The organism is Pseudomonas sp. TE3911, from assembly GCF_054062775.1.
Genome location: NZ_JBSSFP010000001.1, coordinates 6,402,181 through 6,420,342, shown reverse-complemented (window position 1 = coordinate 6,420,342; position 18,162 = coordinate 6,402,181). Strand labels below are relative to the sequence as shown.

At 56.5% G+C, this 18,162-nt stretch carries 17 protein-coding genes; 4 read left to right on the top strand and 13 right to left on the bottom strand.

Annotation, left to right across the window (positions count from 1 at the left end):
• Window position 1: 1 nt before the first annotated feature.
• Window positions 2–1,912 carry an ATP-dependent zinc metalloprotease FtsH gene (gene ftsH / locus ACVWXD_RS29330; protein ID WP_027605365.1) on the bottom strand — a complete coding sequence of 637 codons (1,911 nt, stop codon included), beginning with the start codon at window positions 1,910–1,912 and terminating at the stop codon, window positions 2–4.
• Between the two features lie 200 nt (window positions 1,913–2,112).
• Window positions 2,113–2,763, bottom strand: a complete 651-nt coding sequence (rlmE, locus tag ACVWXD_RS29325) for a 23S rRNA (uridine(2552)-2'-O)-methyltransferase RlmE (protein WP_003235041.1) — start codon at window positions 2,761–2,763, stop codon at window positions 2,113–2,115.
• Window positions 2,764–2,868: 105 nt separating this feature from the next.
• Between rlmE and ACVWXD_RS29320 the strand changes: the two genes are divergently transcribed.
• Window positions 2,869–3,177: a YhbY family RNA-binding protein gene (locus ACVWXD_RS29320; protein WP_017139256.1), complete on the top strand. Its 309-nt coding sequence runs from the start codon at window positions 2,869–2,871 to the stop codon at window positions 3,175–3,177.
• An 8-nt stretch (window positions 3,178–3,185) separates the two neighbouring features.
• Here ACVWXD_RS29320 and ACVWXD_RS29315 read toward each other — a convergent pair whose 3' ends face one another.
• The 8 genes from ACVWXD_RS29315 to grpE form a co-directional block, all read right to left on the bottom strand.
• A complete protein-coding gene (locus ACVWXD_RS29315) occupies window positions 3,186–3,590 on the bottom strand; it encodes a hypothetical protein (RefSeq protein ID WP_032884715.1) in 405 nt (134 codons plus the stop codon).
• Window positions 3,591–3,618: 28 nt separating this feature from the next.
• Window positions 3,619–4,095, bottom strand: a complete 477-nt coding sequence (gene greA, locus ACVWXD_RS29310) for a transcription elongation factor GreA (protein ID WP_032884714.1) — start codon at window positions 4,093–4,095, stop codon at window positions 3,619–3,621.
• Window positions 4,092–7,313, bottom strand: a complete 3,222-nt coding sequence (gene carB / locus ACVWXD_RS29305; protein ID WP_032884713.1) for a carbamoyl-phosphate synthase large subunit — start codon at window positions 7,311–7,313, stop codon at window positions 4,092–4,094. Before carB ends, greA begins: the two co-directional genes overlap by 4 nt.
• Window positions 7,314–7,418: 105 nt before the next feature.
• Entirely contained in the window at window positions 7,419–8,555 is a 1,137-nt protein-coding gene (carA, locus tag ACVWXD_RS29300; protein WP_032884712.1) for a glutamine-hydrolyzing carbamoyl-phosphate synthase small subunit, read from the bottom strand.
• Between the two features lie 259 nt (window positions 8,556–8,814).
• The gene (gene dapB, locus ACVWXD_RS29295; RefSeq protein ID WP_032884711.1) at window positions 8,815–9,621 is read right to left on the bottom strand and encodes a 4-hydroxy-tetrahydrodipicolinate reductase; all 807 of its coding nucleotides are present in this window, start codon (window positions 9,619–9,621) and stop codon (window positions 8,815–8,817) included.
• A gap of 10 nt (window positions 9,622–9,631) precedes the next feature.
• Window positions 9,632–10,756 carry a molecular chaperone DnaJ gene (dnaJ, locus tag ACVWXD_RS29290; protein WP_032884710.1) on the bottom strand — a complete coding sequence of 375 codons (1,125 nt, stop codon included), beginning with the start codon at window positions 10,754–10,756 and terminating at the stop codon, window positions 9,632–9,634.
• Between the two features lie 318 nt (window positions 10,757–11,074).
• Window positions 11,075–12,991 carry a molecular chaperone DnaK gene (gene dnaK, locus ACVWXD_RS29285; RefSeq protein ID WP_032884708.1) on the bottom strand — a complete coding sequence of 639 codons (1,917 nt, stop codon included), beginning with the start codon at window positions 12,989–12,991 and terminating at the stop codon, window positions 11,075–11,077.
• 102 nt (window positions 12,992–13,093) lie between these two features.
• A complete protein-coding gene (gene grpE, locus ACVWXD_RS29280; RefSeq protein ID WP_017139264.1) occupies window positions 13,094–13,654 on the bottom strand; it encodes a nucleotide exchange factor GrpE in 561 nt (186 codons plus the stop codon).
• 254 nt (window positions 13,655–13,908) lie between these two features.
• On the opposite strand from grpE, the gene recN reads away from it, so the two are divergent.
• Window positions 13,909–15,582: a DNA repair protein RecN gene (recN, locus tag ACVWXD_RS29275; RefSeq protein WP_401384418.1), complete on the top strand. Its 1,674-nt coding sequence runs from the start codon at window positions 13,909–13,911 to the stop codon at window positions 15,580–15,582.
• An 84-nt stretch (window positions 15,583–15,666) separates the two neighbouring features.
• Here recN and fur read toward each other — a convergent pair whose 3' ends face one another.
• Window positions 15,667–16,071, bottom strand: coding sequence for a ferric iron uptake transcriptional regulator (gene fur / locus ACVWXD_RS29270; RefSeq protein WP_003194220.1), 405 nt, complete (start codon window positions 16,069–16,071; stop codon window positions 15,667–15,669).
• 98 nt (window positions 16,072–16,169) lie between these two features.
• Between fur and ACVWXD_RS29265 the strand changes: the two genes are divergently transcribed.
• The gene (locus tag ACVWXD_RS29265) at window positions 16,170–16,697 is read left to right on the top strand and encodes an outer membrane protein assembly factor BamE (RefSeq protein ID WP_017528805.1); all 528 of its coding nucleotides are present in this window, start codon (window positions 16,170–16,172) and stop codon (window positions 16,695–16,697) included.
• 63 nt (window positions 16,698–16,760) lie between these two features.
• On the opposite strand, the gene ACVWXD_RS29260 is transcribed toward ACVWXD_RS29265, so the two are convergent.
• Window positions 16,761–17,063 carry an RnfH family protein gene (locus ACVWXD_RS29260; RefSeq protein WP_032884706.1) on the bottom strand — a complete coding sequence of 101 codons (303 nt, stop codon included), beginning with the start codon at window positions 17,061–17,063 and terminating at the stop codon, window positions 16,761–16,763.
• Window positions 17,056–17,490: a type II toxin-antitoxin system RatA family toxin gene (locus ACVWXD_RS29255; protein ID WP_032884705.1), complete on the bottom strand. Its 435-nt coding sequence runs from the start codon at window positions 17,488–17,490 to the stop codon at window positions 17,056–17,058. Before ACVWXD_RS29255 ends, ACVWXD_RS29260 begins: the two co-directional genes overlap by 8 nt.
• A gap of 168 nt (window positions 17,491–17,658) precedes the next feature.
• Between ACVWXD_RS29255 and smpB the strand changes: the two genes are divergently transcribed.
• Entirely contained in the window at window positions 17,659–18,141 is a 483-nt protein-coding gene (gene smpB / locus ACVWXD_RS29250; RefSeq protein WP_003176160.1) for an SsrA-binding protein SmpB, read from the top strand.
• Window positions 18,142–18,162 lie beyond the last annotated feature (21 nt).

Sequence of the window (18,162 nt, the reverse complement as noted above, 5' to 3'; positions counted from 1 at the left end):
CTTAGTGGTCAGCTGCCGGGCCACCGATTGGGGTTTCAGGGCGCTCGTTCTGAACCACAGGCGGGGTGCCCGAAGTACCCGAACCACCTTCCCAATCACGAGGCTCACGAGGTGCACGACCGGCCATAATGTCGTCGATCTGGTCTGCATCGATGGTCTCGTACTTCATCAATGCATCAGCCATTGCATCGAGCTTGTCGCGATTATCGGTCAGGATTTGTTTGGCCGTGCCATAGCACTGGTCAATGATACTGCGCACCTCGGAGTCAATCAGCTTGGCTGTCTCACCGGAGAAACTGGCGTTTTGACCACCGCCGCCACGACCCAGGAATACTTCACCTTCTTCCTCGGCGTACATCAAAGGACCGAGCTTTTCCGACAAACCCCACTTGGTCACCATGTTTCGCGCAATCTGACTGGCGCGCATGATGTCGTTGGAAGCCCCAGTGGTCACGCCGTCGAAGCCCAATGTCATCTCTTCAGCGATTCGACCGCCGTACAGAGAGCAGATCTGACTGATCAGCGCACGCTTGGAGAGACTGTAACGATCCTCTTCCGGCAGGAACATGGTGACACCCAAGGCGCGACCACGAGGAATGATCGACACTTTGTAGACTGGATCATGCTCAGGCACGACACGCCCCACAATGGCGTGACCCGCTTCGTGATAAGCAGTGTTCTGCTTCTCTTTTTCGGACATGACCATGGATTTGCGCTCAGCGCCCATCATGATCTTATCTTTCGCCAGTTCGAACTCTTTCATTTCAACAATGCGCTTGCCGGTACGGGCCGCAAACAGCGAAGCCTCGTTCACCAGGTTGGCCAAGTCAGCACCGGAGAAGCCTGGAGTACCACGGGCAATCACAGCCGGAGCTACGTCGTCACCCATTGGGACTTTGCGCATGTGCACTTTCAGAATCTGTTCACGACCACGAATGTCCGGCAGACCAACAACAACCTGACGGTCGAAGCGACCCGGACGAAGCAGTGCAGGGTCAAGCACGTCTGGACGGTTGGTTGCGGCTATCACGATGATGCCGTCATTCATCTCAAAACCATCCATCTCGACCAGCAACTGGTTGAGAGTCTGCTCACGCTCATCGTGACCACCACCCATGCCGGCCCCACGATGGCGACCAACGGCGTCGATTTCATCGATAAAGATGATGCATGGCGCGTGCTTCTTGGCCTGTTCAAACATATCGCGAACGCGGCTGGCGCCGACACCGACGAACATTTCAACGAAGTCAGAACCGGAAATCGTGAAGAACGGCACCTTGGCTTCGCCAGCAATCGCCTTGGCCAGCAAGGTTTTACCGGTACCTGGAGGGCCGACCATCAGCACGCCGCGAGGAATACGACCACCAAGGCGCTGAAATTTGCCTGGATCGCGCAAGAACTCCACCAACTCGCCGACTTCTTCCTTCGCCTCATCGCAACCTGCTACGTCAGCCAGGGTGGTCTTCACCTGATCCTCAGAGAGCAGGCGCGCCTTGCTCTTGCCGAAGCTCATCGGCCCGCCCTTGCCCCCCGCACCGCCCTGCATCTGGCGCATGAAGAACATGAACACGGCAATGATCACCAGGATCGGGAAGCTTGCCACCAGGAGTTGAGTCCAAATGCTCTGCTGCTCAGGCTGCTTGCCTTCGACAACCACGTGGTTATCCACCAGGTCACCGATCAGACCGTTGTCCTGGATTGCCGGACGAATGGTCTTGAAGCTATCGCCATCGTTGCGTTTGCCGGTGATCACGTAGCCATCAACCGCTACGCGCTCGACCTTGCCATCCTTAACTTGCTGGATGAAGTCGGAATAGTTGAGGGTCTGCGGCTCGTTAGGACTGGAGAAGTTGTTCATCACCGTCACGAGGACAGCCGCGATGATCAACCACAGGATCAGATTCTTTGCCATATCGTTCAATTAACTACCCTCTGAAGCAAGCTCCGCTACTGGCGCGCGCTTCGCATGATATTCACCGGCCTAACTTACTACATTACCTACAACTCTGGCAGGCGCCGTCTGTAACCCTTTGTGAAACTTTGACTACATAATATTCGTAAAGCTTCGTGACGAAAGCGACATAAAAAAACCTATCGCCCTCCTCGAATAAATCAAAAACGCTCTTCGCTCGCCGCACCTTCAACCCCGCGGAACCCGCGGCACAGCAGATATTGCTCGCGAGACCGGTCCCGGGAAGAGTCCGGCTTTCGCGTCTGCACCTTGTCGAACAGCTTGCGAATGTTCTTGTGATACTCGTCAAAACCTTCGCCCTGGAAGACTTTCACAAGGAAATCACCGCCCGGACGCAACACCCGGCCCGCCAAATCCAGTGCCAATTCACAGAGGAACATGGCCCGCGGCATATCGACGGCCGGTAATCCACTCATATTGGGGGCCATGTCGGAAATCACAAGGTCTACCTGCGAATTTCCCACGGCCTCCAGAATCTCGGCCAATACCGAGTCCTGGGTGAAGTCACCGTGCACAAAGGTCACATCCGGGATGCTGTCCATCTCAAGGATGTCGGACGCGATCAATCTTCCCTGGCCACCAATCAGACGACTGGTCACTTGAGACCAGCCACCCGGCGCCGCGCCAAGATCAATCACGCTCATGCCCGGACGAATCAATTTGTCCTTGTCCTGGATCTCCAGGAGCTTGTAACTGGCCCGCGAACGGTAGCCGTCCTTCTGCGCCTTTTTGACGTAAGGATCGTTGAAATGCTCTTGCAGCCACTTAAGGCTAGTTTTGGAACGGGCCACGGGCCACCTCGAAAATAAAACGGGTCGTGATTAACTGGGCGGTCCCGGACTCGCTCGGGTAAACTGGCCGCCGCTTTTTACAAGATCAGACGCAGGGGTCAGATTATGCCGCTCACTCAAGAGCAGAAGAAACAGTACAAATCCATTGGCCACCATCTGAAACCAGTTCTGATTGTGGCAGACAACGGTTTGACTGAGGGTGTGTTAGCCGAACTTGAACGCGCATTGGGCGATCACGAACTGATCAAGATTAAGGTCAACATCCTTGACCGCGAAGCGCGCCTGGCCGCCATTGCAGAACTGTGCAAGGTTGGCAAAGCGGACCTGGTTCAGGTCATCGGCAAGATGGCGCTGCTGTATCGCAAGAACTTCAGCGTCAACAAGCAACTGTCGAACGTTCATCGCTTCAAATGACACAAGGGTCACGGGCGTGCTTTGCGCGCCCTGCCACTCCATCCTGGCGCGGGCTGTACTACCAACACCAAGCCGGAGAACCCTAGCACAAGATAGCTGAATAGCTGCCAGCGCAACGCTTCCGGCAGCCACACATGCACGATGCAATACATTGCACACGCATACAGCGCCATCAACAGCAGTTGGCCGCGAATATCCCGCCACAAACTCACAAACCCCTCAGCCTTGACCAGCACCAATGCCTGAAGGGTCACGCACGCCGCTGCAAAACCCACCAGCAACGCACTCAGCAATCCATCGATCTCATCGATCAACAGCGGAGCCAGGCCAATAAGGCCCAGCACCGGGAGTACACCAATGTGCAGCAACCACAGGCCACCCACCCAAAGCATCTGGGAGAGCTGCCAAAGCATGGCGCCCGCACGAAGCGGGCGCCGCCTTTCAGACGTGACGAACTTCAACAATCTCGTACTCGATCACGCCACCAGGTGTTTTTACAGCGACCACATCACCCTCTTCCTTGGCAATCAAGGCGCGGGCCAGCGGCGAACCGACAGAGATCTTGCCGAGTTTGAAATCAGCTTCGTCTTCGCCAACGATGTGATAGACCACGCTTTCGTCCGTCTCGACGTTAGCGATTTCCACGGTCGTGCCGAAAATCACCTTGCCGGTTTTCGGAATGGTCGTGACATCGATGATGACCGCATTCTGCATGCGCCCTTCGATGTCACGGATCCGCGCCTCGACCATACCTTGCTGCTCGCGAGCAGCGTGGTATTCAGCGTTTTCCTTCAAGTCACCCAGCTCGCGGGCCGTACCGATGTCCTGGCTCAACTTAGGACGTACGACCTTGGTCAGATGGGCGTGCTCCTCTTCCAGGGCCTTTGCGCCCTGGACGGTCATTGGGTATTTGATCATGCCTTCAATCCTGCGTGTAGATCCTGCAAGCGGCGCACGGTCTTTTCCGGACCGAACTTGAGCGCTTCACAGATAGCTTCGCCAGCAGCAATGGTGGTGGTGCAGTAGATCTTGTGCTGCAAGGCATTACGGCGAATAGAGTAGGAATCCGCGATCGACTGACGACCTTCGGTGGTGTTGATGATCAGAGTAACTTCGTCATTCTTGATCATGTCGACCACGTGCGGACGGCCTTCCGTCACCTTGTTTACGCGTCGCACCTTCAGGCCTGCCGCTTCGATCAGCTTGGCGGTACCTGCTGTGGCAACTACTTCAAAGCCCAAGCTGATCAGATCACGGGCAACGCCCGCAACCAGTGGTTTGTCGTCATCACGCACACTGATAAACGCAGTTCCGCCGGTCGGTAGCACTTCACTGGCGCCCATCTGAGCTTTGGCAAATGCTTCACCGAAGGTATCGCCCACGCCCATCACTTCACCGGTGGACTTCATCTCTGGGCCCAGGATTGGGTCCACACCAGGGAATTTGGCGAATGGGAACACCGCCTCTTTCACGCTATAGAAGTTCGGAATGATTTCCTTGGTGAAGCCGATTTCCTTCAGGGTCTTACCAGCCATCACACGGGCAGCGATCATGGCCAGGGACACACCGATGCACTTGGACACAAACGGTACGGTACGCGAAGCACGTGGGTTAACCTCAATGACGTAGATGTCTTCGCCTTGCAGCGCCAACTGAACGTTCATCAGGCCAACAACACCCAACTCAAGGGCCATTTTCTTGACCTGCTCGCGCATCTCATCTTGGATGTGCAGCGGCAACGAATATGGCGGCAGCGAGCATGCGGAGTCACCTGAGTGAACGCCTGCCTGCTCGATGTGCTGCATGATCGCGCCGATCACCACGTCGGTGCCGTCACAAACCGCATCGACGTCCATTTCGATGGCGCAGTTGAGGAAGTGGTCCAGCAGCACCGGGCTGTCATTGGACACTTTCACCGCATCACGCAAGTAACGCTTGAGCTCGTCCTCTTCGTAGACGATTTCCATCGCCCGACCGCCCAGCACATAGGAAGGACGCACCACCAGCGGATAGCCGATCTTGCTGGCTGCACGGATGGCTTCGTCTTCACTGCGCACGGTAGCGTTTGGCGGCTGACGCAGGTTAAGGCGCTCAACCATTTGCTGGAAGCGTTCACGGTCTTCAGCGCGGTCGATAGCGTCCGGGCTGGTACCGATAATCGGCACTCCAGCAGCCTCAAGCGCACGCGCCAGTTTAAGCGGGGTTTGGCCGCCATACTGCACGATCACGCCTTTCGGCTTCTCAACGCGCACGATTTCCAGCACGTCTTCCAGTGTCACTGGCTCGAAGTACAGGCGATCAGAGGTGTCGTAGTCGGTGGAAACAGTTTCCGGGTTGCAGTTGACCATGATGGTCTCGTACCCGTCGGCGCGCAGAGCGAGCGCGGCGTGCACACAGCAGTAGTCGAACTCGATGCCTTGGCCGATACGGTTAGGACCGCCGCCCAGGATCATGATCTTGTCACGACCCGATGGCGCAGCCTCGCACTCTTCCTCGTAGGTGGAGTAAAGGTACGCGGTATCGGTGGAGAACTCGGCCGCACAGGTATCAACGCGCTTGTAGACAGGGAAGATGTCCAACTTATGGCGATGCGTGCGCAGGTTCTTCTCGGTCACACCCAGCAGTTTGGCCAGGCGTTGATCGGAGAAGCCTTTGCGCTTGAGGCGGAACATCATGTCGCGGTCGATGCTAGCCAGCCCCAGGGTCTTGACCTTCTCTTCTTCCTTGATCAGATCTTCGATCTGTACCAAGAACCACGGGTCGATCATGTTCATGCCGAAGATGTCTTCGACAGTCATACCGGCACGGAAGGCGTCAGCGACGTACCAGATACGCTCGGCGCCCGGCACAGTCAGCTCACGCTTGAGCACGCTCATGCTTTCCGGGTTGCTCAGGTCGAGCTTCTCGTCGAGGCCGCAAACCCCCACTTCCAGACCACGCAGAGCTTTCTGCAAGGACTCCTGGAACGTACGGCCGATGGCCATAACTTCGCCGACCGACTTCATCTGAGTGGTCAGACGCGCGTCAGCCTTGGCGAATTTCTCAAAGGCAAAACGTGGAAGCTTGGTCACTACGTAGTCGATGGACGGTTCAAAGGACGCAGGGGTCTTGCCGCCGGTGATGTCGTTCGACAACTCGTCCAAGGTGTAACCCACAGCCAGCTTGGCCGCGACCTTCGCAATCGGGAAGCCGGTAGCTTTAGAGGCAAGGGCCGACGAACGGGAAACACGCGGGTTCATCTCGATCACGACCATACGACCGGTGTCCGGGCAGATGCCGAACTGGACGTTGGAACCGCCGGTTTCCACACCGATCTCACGCAATACCGCCAGGGAGGCATTACGCAGGATCTGATATTCCTTGTCCGTCAGGGTTTGTGCAGGAGCAACAGTGATCGAGTCACCGGTGTGCACGCCCATCGGATCGAAGTTTTCGATGGAGCAGACGATGATGCAGTTGTCCTTCTTATCGCGGACAACCTCCATCTCATATTCTTTCCAGCCGATCAGGGACTCGTCGATCAGCAGCTCTTTGGTCGGAGACAGGTCCAGACCACGGGCGCAGATTTCTTCGAACTCTTCACGGTTGTAGGCGATGCCGCCACCGGTGCCGCCCATGGTAAAGGACGGACGAATGATGCACGGGAAACCGAGGGTTTCCAGAACCGCATAAGCCTCTTCCATACTGTGGGCGATGCCGGAACGCGGGCAGGCCAGGCCGATGGATTTCATGGCCTTGTCGAAACGCGAACGGTCTTCAGCCTTGTCGATGGTGTCGGCATTGGCGCCGATCATCTCTACGCCGAATTTTTCCAGGACGCCTTCGCGCTCCAGGTCCAGGGCACAGTTCAGAGCGGTCTGGCCACCCATGGTTGGCAACAGGGCGTCCGGACGCTCCTTCTCGATGATCTTGGCAACAGTTTGCCATTTGATCGGCTCGATGTAGGTAGCGTCAGCCATGTCCGGGTCGGTCATGATCGTGGCCGGGTTGGAGTTCACCAGGATGACGCGGTAGCCCTCTTCGCGCAGGGCCTTGCAAGCCTGGGCGCCGGAGTAGTCGAATTCGCAAGCCTGGCCGATTACGATCGGGCCAGCGCCTAGAATCAGGATGCTTTTTATGTCTGTACGTTTTGGCATGGGTTTGTCACTCAAATCCGCAGGTCAATCGGCAAGCCGTCTTGAACAATCTTTGAAGAACCTGCGGGGGCCACCGGGTTTCGGGGCCGCCCGCAGGCCGCTCAGTCAGCGTCGCTTGGCCATCTCATTAATGAAACGGTCGAACAGCGGCGCTACGTCGTTCGGGCCCGGGCTGGCTTCAGGGTGGCCCTGGAAGCTGAACGCGCTTTTGTCGGTGCGCTCGATGCCTTGAAGGGAGCCGTCGAACAGCGACTTGTGAATTGCCCGGACGTTGCCCGGCAAGGTCGCTTCATCCACCGCAAACCCGTGGTTCTGACTGGTGATCATCACAACGCCTGTATCCAAGTCCTGCACAGGGTGGTTGGCACCGTGATGGCCATGACCCATTTTCAGAGTCTTGGCACCGGAGGCCAACGCCAACAGCTGGTGGCCCAGGCAGATACCGAATACCGGAATCTCGGTTTCCAGCACTTCCTTGATGGCCTGGATGGCATAGTCGCAAGGCTCCGGGTCACCCGGGCCGTTGGACAGGAACACACCGTCCGGTTGCAGGGCCAGAACATCGCTGGCCGGGGTTTGCGCAGGAACAACGGTCACGCGGCAACCGCGCTCAACCAGCATGCGCAGGATGTTGTATTTAACGCCGTAGTCGTAGGCGACCACGTGATAAGGCAGGTCAGCCGCGTCGATGGTCTCGTGGCTATCGGTCTTCAAGTCCCAGACCGTAGAGCGCCACTCGTACTGCTCCTTGGTGCTGACGACTTTCGCCAGGTCCATGCCTTTCAGGCCTGGGAAGCCTTGCGCCGCGGCAATCGCCGCTTCTTCGGAAATATTGTCACCGACCATGATGCAGCCATTCTGCGAGCCTTTTTCACGCAGGATGCGTGTGAGGCGACGCGTATCGATACCGGCGATCGCCACGACGTTGTTGGCTTTCAGGTAATCCGACAGCGACATCGTGTTACGCCAGTTGCTCGCAACCAGTGGCAGGTCACGAATGACCAGGCCGGCCGACCATACACGATCAGACTCGACGTCTTCCGGTGTGGTACCGGTATTGCCGATGTGCGGATAGGTCAGGGTAACGATTTGCTGGGCGTAGGAAGGATCGGTAAGGATTTCCTGATAGCCGGTCATGGCGGTGTTAAACACCACCTCTCCAACGGTTTGACCGTCGGCTCCAATGGCTTCGCCGCGAAAAATGCTGCCATCAGCAAGGGCGAGTATGGCTGGCTTAGTCAAGAAGACCTCCCGTAAATAAAGCCTGAAAGGGCGATCGCAGGTTGTAAAAAAGCGGAGTGACGTATGGACACGTCACCCCGCTTCTTCACTGAATTATTCTGCGCGCTTTTAGTGGACACACTAAAGCTGTAGCTTACAGAAAAAGGCTTTTTTGGTCCACCGCTAATGAGCCTTAAAGGCAGGAGAATGCGACAGGACGTCGCTTAGCGGGTAAAAACGGGGCCTTAGGATAATCCTGAGACCCCGTTTTAGCTACTGATTAGTGAAGATCCAGTACATCGCGCATGTCGTACAGGCCTGCTTCACGACCTTCCAACCAAAGCGCAGCACGCACCGCCCCCTTGGCGAATGTCATGCGACTGGAAGCCTTGTGTGTGATTTCCAGGCGCTCGCCCTCGGTGGCGAACAGCACGGTGTGGTCACCCACAACATCACCACCGCGAACGGTCGCAAAGCCAATGGTGTCACGCGCTCGCGCACCGGTATGGCCTTCACGACCGTAAACGGCCACTTTAGACAGGTCACGCCCCAGCGCATCAGCAATAGCTTCGCCCATGCGTAGCGCTGTGCCCGACGGCGCATCGATCTTGTGACGGTGATGCGTTTCGATAATCTCGATATCCGCCTCATCACCCAACACGCGCGCCGCCATATCCAGCAACTTGAGCGACAGGTTCACGCCAACACTGAAGTTGGCAGCGAAGACGACAGGAATATCCTTGCCCGCCTCCACCAACAACTGCTTCTGCTCGGCAGTCAAACCCGTGGTACCGATCACCATCGCCTTGCCCGCCTTACGGCAGAATGCGAGATTTTTCAGCATCACTTCCGGCAGCGTGAAATCGATCAGCACGTCGAATTCGTCAGCCACCTGCTCCAGGTTGCCGGACAACGACACACCGATACGCCCCAGCGAAGCCAACTCACCCGCATCCGCACCAATCAACGTGCTGCCAGGGCGAACAATCGCCGCCGTCAGCCCAGAGGCCGGCGAACGCTGCTGCACTGCTTCGACCAGCGTCTTGCCCATGCGCCCGGCAGCGCCCATTACGGCTATACGTCGCATACTCACTTCCTTACAGGTCGCCGAAGAAGCGCTTCACGCCTTCGAAGAAGCCAGTGGTTTTCGGCGAATGGGTGTCATCGCCCTCCAACGAACTGCGGAACTCTTCAAGCAGTTCACGCTGACGGCGCCCCAGATTGACGGGAGTTTCCACCGCAACACGACACATCAGGTCGCCAGCACCGCCACCGCGCACCGGCGCTACGCCCTTGCCACGGATGCGGAACTGTTTACCGGTCTGCGTCCCCTCAGGAATCTTGAGCTTGACTCGACCATCAAGGGTCGGAATCTCCAACTCGCCACCCAAGGCTGCATCGACAAAGCTGATCGGCACTTCGCAGAACAGGTGCTTACCATCGCGCTGGAAGATCGAGTGCTCGCGCACATTGATCACCACGTACAAGTCACCCGTTGGCCCACCCTGCGTCCCTGCCTCGCCCTCGCCAGAAAGGCGAATACGATCACCAGTATCAACACCAGCCGGCACTTTCACCGAGAGGGTCTTGTACTCTTCGACGCGCCCCTCACCGTGGCACGAATCACACGGATCGGAAATGATCTTGCCTTGGCCATGGCAGCGCGGGCAGGTCTGCTGCACCGAGAAGAAGCCCTGCTGCATACGAACCTGGCCGATACCGCCGCAGGTTGGGCAGGTAATTGGCGAAGAGCCTTTCTTAGCCCCCGAACCATCGCACGGCTTGCAGTTAACCAACGTCGGTACGCGAATATTGACGCTGGTGCCGCGCACGGCCTCTTCCAGGTTCAGTTCCAGGGTGTAACGCAAGTCGCTACCACGCTGGGCGCCACCACGCTGACCACCCCGGCCACCGCCAAAGAAGTCACTGAATACGTCACCGAAAATATCGGAGAAGTTCTGACCACCAAAACCAGCACCGCCACCACCCATACTTGGGTCGACACCCGCATGACCATATTGGTCGTAGGCTGCACGCTTGTTGGGATCAGACAGACATTCGTAGGCCTCGTTGGCCTCTTTGAACATTTCTTCGGATTCTTTGCTATCCGGATTACGGTCCGGGTGGTGCTTCATCGCCAAGCGACGGTAAGCCTTTTTCAGGTCCGCCTCGCTGGAGCCGCGCTCCACACCCAATACTTCGTAATAGTCACGCTTTGCCATAAGTCTTTGCACTCTTAAGGACGTTCAGCCAGACCCTCCTGAGCCCGACTAAACTCGTTGAGCCCCAATACAGGCCCGGACCCAACTCACGTCAATTCAACGATCCTGGTCATTACTACTTTTTAGCCAGGGACCCGGCCAAAAACGCGGTATTTATTGATCGGAAAGCAGGAGCATTCCCGATCACACCGCCAGCATCCGAGCGTTGTCGCATGCTGTAAAAATTCACATACCCCAGACACGCCAACGCGGGAGCAAGCTCCCGCGCGGCGACATCCTACCAGTCACCGCTTGATAGCGGTCAACCGGGCGACCAACTTACTTGGTCTCTTTAACTTCTTCGAACTCAGCATCGACAACGTCGTCGTGCTTGGCTTCAGGCTCTGCCTGTTGCGCAGCAGCGTCAGCAGGCTGACCTTGTTCGGCGTACATCTTCTGAGCAACTGGCGCGGAGACTTTCGACAGCTCCTCAACCTTGGCATCGATAGCAGCCTTGTCGTCACCTTTTACAGCGGCTTCCAGCGCAACTACAGCGGCTTCAATTGCGGCCTTCTCTTCAGCGGTCACTTTCTCGCCAGCATCAGCGATCATTTTGCGCGTCGAGTGAACCAGTGCGTCACCCTGGTTACGGGCACCAGCCAGTTCTGCGAACTTGGCATCCGCATCAGCATTGGCTTCAGCATCACGAATCATCTGTTGAATTTCTTCATCAGACAGACCGGAGTTGGCCTTGATGGTGATCTTCTGCTCTTTGCCGGTAGCCTTGTCTTTCGCGCCGACGTGCAGGATGCCGTTGGCGTCGATGTCGAAGGTCACTTCAATTTGTGGCACGCCACGTGGTGCTGGTGGAATCTCAGCCAGATCGAACTTGCCCAAGGACTTGTTCTGAGCAGCCTGTTTACGCTCACCCTGCAGCACGTGAATGGTCACAGCACCCTGGTTGTCATCGGCAGTCGAGAACACTTGGGATTTCTTGGTAGGAATCGTAGTGTTTTTCTCGATCAGCGCAGTCATCACGCCACCCATGGTTTCGATACCGAGGGTCAGCGGACTTACGTCCAGCAGCAACACGTCTTTCACGTCACCGGCCAATACCGCGCCCTGGATGGCAGCACCCATGGCAACCGCTTCGTCCGGGTTTACGTCTTTACGTGCTTCTTTGCCGAAGAACTCGGTAACCAACTTCTGAACCAGTGGCATACGGGTCTGACCGCCCACCAGGATTACGTCGTTGATAGCACCAACGTCGATACCGGAGTCCTTCAGCGCGATGCGGCAAGGCTCGATAGTGCGCTGAACCAGGTCTTCAACCAGCGCTTCCAACTTGGCGCGAGAGATCTTCACGTTCAAGTGCTTAGGACCGGTAGCGTCTGCCGTGATGTACGGCAGGTTAACGTCGGTCGACTGAGCGGAAGACAGCTCAATTTTGGCTTTTTCAGCGGCTTCTTTAAGGCGCTGCATCGCCAGCGGGTCACCTTTGAGGTTCATGCCGCTTTCTTTCTTGAATTCGTCAACGAGGTAGTCGATCAGACGAATGTCAAAGTCCTCACCACCCAGGAAAGTGTCGCCGTTAGTAGCCAACACTTCGAACTGGTGTTCGCCGTCCACTTCAGCAATTTCGATCACGGAGACGTCAAAGGTACCGCCACCCAGGTCATAAACGATCACAGTGTGGTCGCCCTTGGCCTTGTCCATACCGTAAGCCAGAGCAGCTGCGGTTGGTTCGTTGATGATACGTTTTACGTCCAGACCCGCGATGCGGCCGGCGTCTTTGGTCGCCTGGCGCTGGCTGTCGTTGAAGTAGGCCGGAACAGTGATCACCGCTTCAGTCACTGTCTCACCCAAGTAATCTTCGGCAGTCTTCTTCATCTTTTTCAAGATTTCAGCCGAGATCTGTGGCGGCGACATTTTCTGGCCGTTTACTTCAACCCAGGCGTCACCGTTGTCAGCCTTGGCGATTTTGTACGGAACCATCTTGATGTCTTTCTGTACGACTTCTTCGTCGAACTTACGACCAATCAGACGCTTTACCGCGTACAGCGTGTTATGCGGGTTAGTCACTGCCTGACGCTTGGCCGACTGACCAACCAGGATTTCACCGTCGTTGGCGTAAGCAATGATCGACGGCGTGGTACGCGCGCCTTCGGCGTTTTCGATTACTTTTGCTACGCCGTTTTCCAGCACGGAGACGCAGGAGTTGGTGGTCCCCAGGTCAATACCGATAATTTTGCCCATGATTTACTCTCCCGAAACTTGAATTTGGTTGCCGCAGCAGTGGTGGCTAACTGCGGTAGCACTTAAACGCTTGACTTATAGATGGGGGCCTTGCGGCGGATTTCAAGCCTGCTCATCAATAGAAGGTGCAACCGGTGCAGGAGCCTTGCTCACCACTACCATTGCCGGACGCAGCAGACGGCCGTTGAGCTGATAACCCTTCTGGAACACTTTCAACACACTATTAGGTTCCAGATCATGGCTTTCCTGCATGGCCATAGCCTGGTGATGCTCAGCATTGAACGGTTCGCCGCCTTGCGGATCGATGGCTTCAAGCTGATAACGCTTCAGAGTGTCCTGAAACATTTTCAAGGTCAGCTCAATACCTTCGCGCATCGGGCGGATGTTTTCGTCATCCGGATTAGACAATTCAAGACCACGCTCCAGGCTGTCGATGATCGGCAGCAAGTCATTGGCGAATTTTTCCAGCGCGAACTTGTGAGCTTTTTCTACATCCTGCTCGGCACGGCGGCGGACGTTCTGCAGATCGGCGGCAACACGCAACGACTGATCCTGCGCAGCGGCCAACTGCTCTTCGAGCACTTGCACACGAGTTGCCAGTTCATCACCGGCAGCCGAATTGGCGTCTGGAGTTTGCGTATCCTGCGTCTGTTCGTCAGCCATAGATTTCTCCTTTCAAAATCATGCGCGAACTCAACTCGCGCTTCTGCTCCGGTATATGGGGCCACAATTTCAAGGTTCAAGGGCGCAGGCGTTACCAAAAGTCTTTCGCTTGCCATAGATCAATTCCCGCACCAACATTCTTCTTTGCGCTAAAAAACCTGCCGGACCGAGCAAATCGAGCTAAGCATCAGGATTGTCAGCCCCAAACAAAACACTGTATAAATAACCAGACCTAAAGCCTGGGAGCGGCCTTCATGCTCGTGCACCTGTCCGTACATAACTACGCCATCGTTGAACATCTGGATCTCGAACTGGATCGCGGGATGAGCGTAATCACAGGCGAAACCGGCGCCGGCAAATCGATCATGCTCGACGCATTGGGCCTGACCCTGGGCGATCGAGCCGATAGTGGCGTAGTGCGCCCAGGGGCGGACAAGGCCGACATCCTGGCCACCTTCGACCTCGCCGATATCCCCGAAGCCGAAGTCTGGCTAGCCGAGCGCGACCTCAATAATGACGGCCCATGTATCCTGCGCCGCGTCATCACTGCCGAAGGACGCTCGCGCGGCTATATCAATGGAACGCCCTGCCCCCTCGGCGACCTGAAAGCCCTGGGTGAACTGCTGATAGACATTCATAGCCAGCATGAGCACCAGTCCCTGCTCAAAACCGATACCCACCGCCGCCTGCTCGACGAATACGCCGGCGCCACCGACCTTGCCCGGCAAGTACAACTGGCTGCCCAGCACTGGCGCCAGACTCGCCAGGAGCTGGAACGACTGTCCAACTCCGGCGACGAGCAGCGCGCTCGCCACCAACTGCTCAGCTATCAACTTGAAGAACTGGAAAGCCTGGGTCTTGGAGAAACTGAGCTCGAACAACTGGAGCAGGAACACAAGAACCTCACCAACGCCGAAACCCTGCTGGGTATCTGCCGCCAAGTGGTTGAGCAGTGCAGCGAGAGCGACTCCGGCAACGTGCTCAATGCGCTCACGGCGAGCCTAAACAGATTGTCCAGCGTTAACAGCGCTTCGGGCTCATTGAGTGAAGCCACAACCCTACTGACCAGTGCGCAAATCCAAGTAGAAGAAGCCGTGGGCGAGCTCAACCGCTTCCTGGATCATTTCGACGCCGACCCGGCGCGCCTGCAGGAAATAGAAGAGCGCCTCGACACCATCTACACCCTGGCGCGCAAACATCGAATCCAACCCACTGAAGTAGCAACCATGCAGCAAAAGCTGCTGGATGAAATCGAGACGCTGAACGCGAATGACGAATCCATCGAGCGACTAGGCGAAGAGCTCGGCTCTTTTGCCCGCCATTACCAGGAAAAGGCCCGCGAACTGAGCGAGCTGCGCCAACAGGCCGCGAGCAGTCTGGCAGATGCCGTTGAGCAGGAAATCCAGCGCCTGGGGATGCCGGGCGGGCGCTTCACCATTGAATTGCGCGCCAACACCACTACTGAGTTGCAGCCACACGGCCTGGAGCAGGTTGAGCTATTGGTCAGCGCCAACCCAGGGCAGCCGCTCAAGGCGCTTGCAAAAGTGGCGTCCGGTGGCGAGCTGTCGCGTATCAGCCTGGCCATCCAGGTGATTACTGCGCAAACATCCCGGGTGCCGACGCTGGTGTTCGATGAAGTCGACGTAGGGATCGGCGGCCCGACCGCGGAGATTGTTGGCCAGTTGCTGCGTCGCCTGGGAGATCGAGGGCAGGTACTGACGGTCACTCACTTGCCACAAGTGGCAGCCCAGGGGCATCAACACTTATTTGTGCACAAGGTAAGAGGAAGCGATGCGACGCACACGGCAGTATCTAAGCTGAGCAAGTCGGAACGCGTTGAAGAAGTGGCCCGAATGCTCGGGGGTATCGACCTGACTAAAGAGTCTTTAGCACACGCTAAGAAGATGGTCGTAACCACCAAGGCCTGACCCAAACTTTTCCTTATATAGAAAGCACGAAGGCGACCCTAGGGTCGCCTTCAATCGTTTTGCAGAGCAAATCTGCATCGATTTTTACTTTTTCTTACGGATGTACAACACGAGATTGTGGTCAACCAAATCGAAGCCATGCTCCTCAGCAATCTTATGCTGCAGCGCTTCGATCTCTGGGCTAGTGAACTCGATAACCTCATTGGTATCCAGGTCAACCATATGGTCATGATGACCACCGTCGGCCAATTCGAACACTGCATGACCGCCGTCGAAATTATGACGAACCACCAGCCCTGCGGCTTCAAACTGGGTCAGTACACGGTAAACCGTGGCCAGGCCGACGTCCTCGTTAGACTCCATCAGCGCCTTGTAAACATCCTCGGCACTCATGTGGCGCTGCTCAGCAGAATCGAGCATTTGTAGAATCTTGACTCGTGGCAGAGTCACTTTAAGACCGGCTTTGCGTAGTTCGCTATTTTCAACCATGGTTAGCTTTCTCGCGGATGCTGCTTCGCAGCTTCTCTTAATACGGGTATGATCGGCGTTTACGTTGTCCCAGCCAAGATAGTGGAAGTCGCCCACCGATGCAAAACACCAAGCTCTTGCTAACCAGTTTCACCTTTGTGGGACTGCTCGCACTCGCCGGTTGTTCATTCCCCGGGGTTTACAAAATCGACATCCAGCAGGGCAATGTCGTCACGCAGGACATGATAGACCAGTTACGCCCGGGAATGACCCGACGGCAAGTACGGTTTATTATGGGCAACCCCCTGCTGACTGACACTTTCCACGCCGATCGCTGGGATTATCTCTACAGCCTGCAGCCTGGTGGCGGTGAACGCCAACAGGAACGTGTCAGCGTCATTTTCAATGGCAATGACCAGCTTGTCAGCCTGTCCGGTGACTTCATGCCTGGCGTAAGCCGAGATGAAGCCCTGCTCGGCAAAGACAATGGCACCAACGTGACTGCACCTGCGCAGGAAAGCGAGAAGCCGAAATCCGAAGTGCCAGCGAAGCCAGGCTCGTTGCTCGACAAGATTCAGAAGGACGTCGACGGAGTGGAAACCGTTCCGGTACCGACGCCTCAGCCGCTGGACACCAGCCCGCAGTAACATTGCGGCACCTACAAAAAAACCCGGCACGCCGGGCTTTTTGTTGCCTGATGATTAGCAATCTTATGAGTTCTGCTGCTTGATCAACGCCGCCTTGGCGGCACGCAGCCTTCGCACCTCTTTAGGGTCGACGAGCAAAGGTCGATAGATCTCAATGCGATCACCCGATTGCACAACGCGCGCTTCAGCGTCGGCGACAACCTTACCGAATATCCCCAAAGGACAATCAGCCAGATCCAACTCGGGAAACCGCACTGCAATTCCTGACGCCTGTACCGCCCCTCGCAGACTGGTACCCGAAGCCACCGTTACCGCCAGCAAGACCTGCTGATCTAGGGCAGCGTATACCACCTCAATCTCAACCATGCAGTTGCTTGGCCCGCTGACAGAACGCATCTACCAGCGTATTGGCCGCCTGATTGAACAATGGCCCCAATGTCGCCCGCACAAGCGGGCCAGCGTAATCAAACGACAGGTCCAAGCTGATCTTGCAGGCCTTGTCGGTCAGCGCCTTGAATACCCAGATACCGTGTAACTGGGTAAAAGGGCCTTCCTGCAGATTCATTTCAATGGACTTGCCCGGCACCAACACATTGCGCGTGACAAAGTGCTGGCCCAGCCCACCTTTCGCCACACCGACACTGGCGACCATGTGCTCATCAGTGCTTTCAAGCACCTCAGCCGTTGAACACCAAGGCAGGAATTCCGGGTAACGCGCCACGTCGTTGACCAGGTCATAGAGCGCCTGCGCCGGATAGGGCAGCAGGGCCGAACGTTGAATATGCGTCGTCATGTGCGCGTTATTTCCACAGCTGAGCGGCAAACATCGCGAAAGAACAGCTCGTTCCGCGAGAGAAAAAAAGCAAAGAACTGCCAGCATTGTCCGGGATTCGACCAACACGCTCAAGCACGTAGGTTGACCGTAGCCGACACGCTCGCAACTCCCTATAATGCCGCCCCTATGGCTAAACAAAAGAAACACCCCACAGGGACCATCGCGCAAAATAAAAAGGCGCGACACGATTACTTCATCGAACATCGGTTCGAAGCTGGTCTGGTCCTGGCCGGCTGGGAAGTAAAGAGTCTGCGCGCCAGCAAGCTGCAACTGGTCGACAGCTACGTATTGCTCAAGGATGGCGAGGCATGGCTGCTGGGCAGTCATATCACCCCGTTGACCACTGCGAGCACCCACGTAATTGCCGACCCGGTGCGCACGCGCAAACTATTGCTCAACGCACGCGAACTGGAAAAGCTCGCCGCTGCCGTGCAGCAGAAAGGCTACGCCTGCATCTGCCTGTCCTGGTACTGGAGCAAGCATCTGGTCAAGTGCGAGATCGCACTGGGCAAGGGCAAGAAGGAATACGACAAGCGTGATACCGAGCGCGAACGCGATTCCAACCGGGAACTGCATCGCGCTGTGCGCAACAAGGGCAAGGAAGAGTAACCCTTGTGACGATGTAGCCTC

Coding starts and splice junctions, on each gene's coding strand:
- ACVWXD_RS29260 (WP_032884706.1), bottom strand. CDS start 17,063: ATGGTTGAGATTGAGGTGGTATACGCTGCCCTAGATCAGCAGGTCTTG.
- recN (WP_401384418.1), top strand. CDS start 13,909: ATGCTCGTGCACCTGTCCGTACATAACTACGCCATCGTTGAACATCTG.
- dnaK (WP_032884708.1), bottom strand. CDS start 12,991: ATGGGCAAAATTATCGGTATTGACCTGGGGACCACCAACTCCTGCGTC.
- grpE (WP_017139264.1), bottom strand. CDS start 13,654: ATGGCTGACGAACAGACGCAGGATACGCAAACTCCAGACGCCAATTCG.
- smpB (WP_003176160.1), top strand. CDS start 17,659: ATGGCTAAACAAAAGAAACACCCCACAGGGACCATCGCGCAAAATAAA.
- dnaJ (WP_032884710.1), bottom strand. CDS start 10,756: ATGGCAAAGCGTGACTATTACGAAGTATTGGGTGTGGAGCGCGGCTCC.
- ACVWXD_RS29255 (WP_032884705.1), bottom strand. CDS start 17,490: ATGACGACGCATATTCAACGTTCGGCCCTGCTGCCCTATCCGGCGCAG.
- carB (WP_032884713.1), bottom strand. CDS start 7,313: ATGCCAAAACGTACAGACATAAAAAGCATCCTGATTCTAGGCGCTGGC.
- ACVWXD_RS29320 (WP_017139256.1), top strand. CDS start 2,869: ATGCCGCTCACTCAAGAGCAGAAGAAACAGTACAAATCCATTGGCCAC.
- ACVWXD_RS29265 (WP_017528805.1), top strand. CDS start 16,170: ATGCAAAACACCAAGCTCTTGCTAACCAGTTTCACCTTTGTGGGACTG.
- dapB (WP_032884711.1), bottom strand. CDS start 9,621: ATGCGACGTATAGCCGTAATGGGCGCTGCCGGGCGCATGGGCAAGACG.
- ftsH (WP_027605365.1), bottom strand. CDS start 1,912: ATGGCAAAGAATCTGATCCTGTGGTTGATCATCGCGGCTGTCCTCGTG.
- ACVWXD_RS29315 (WP_032884715.1), bottom strand. CDS start 3,590: ATGCTTTGGCAGCTCTCCCAGATGCTTTGGGTGGGTGGCCTGTGGTTG.
- fur (WP_003194220.1), bottom strand. CDS start 16,071: ATGGTTGAAAATAGCGAACTACGCAAAGCCGGTCTTAAAGTGACTCTG.
- greA (WP_032884714.1), bottom strand. CDS start 4,095: ATGATCAAATACCCAATGACCGTCCAGGGCGCAAAGGCCCTGGAAGAG.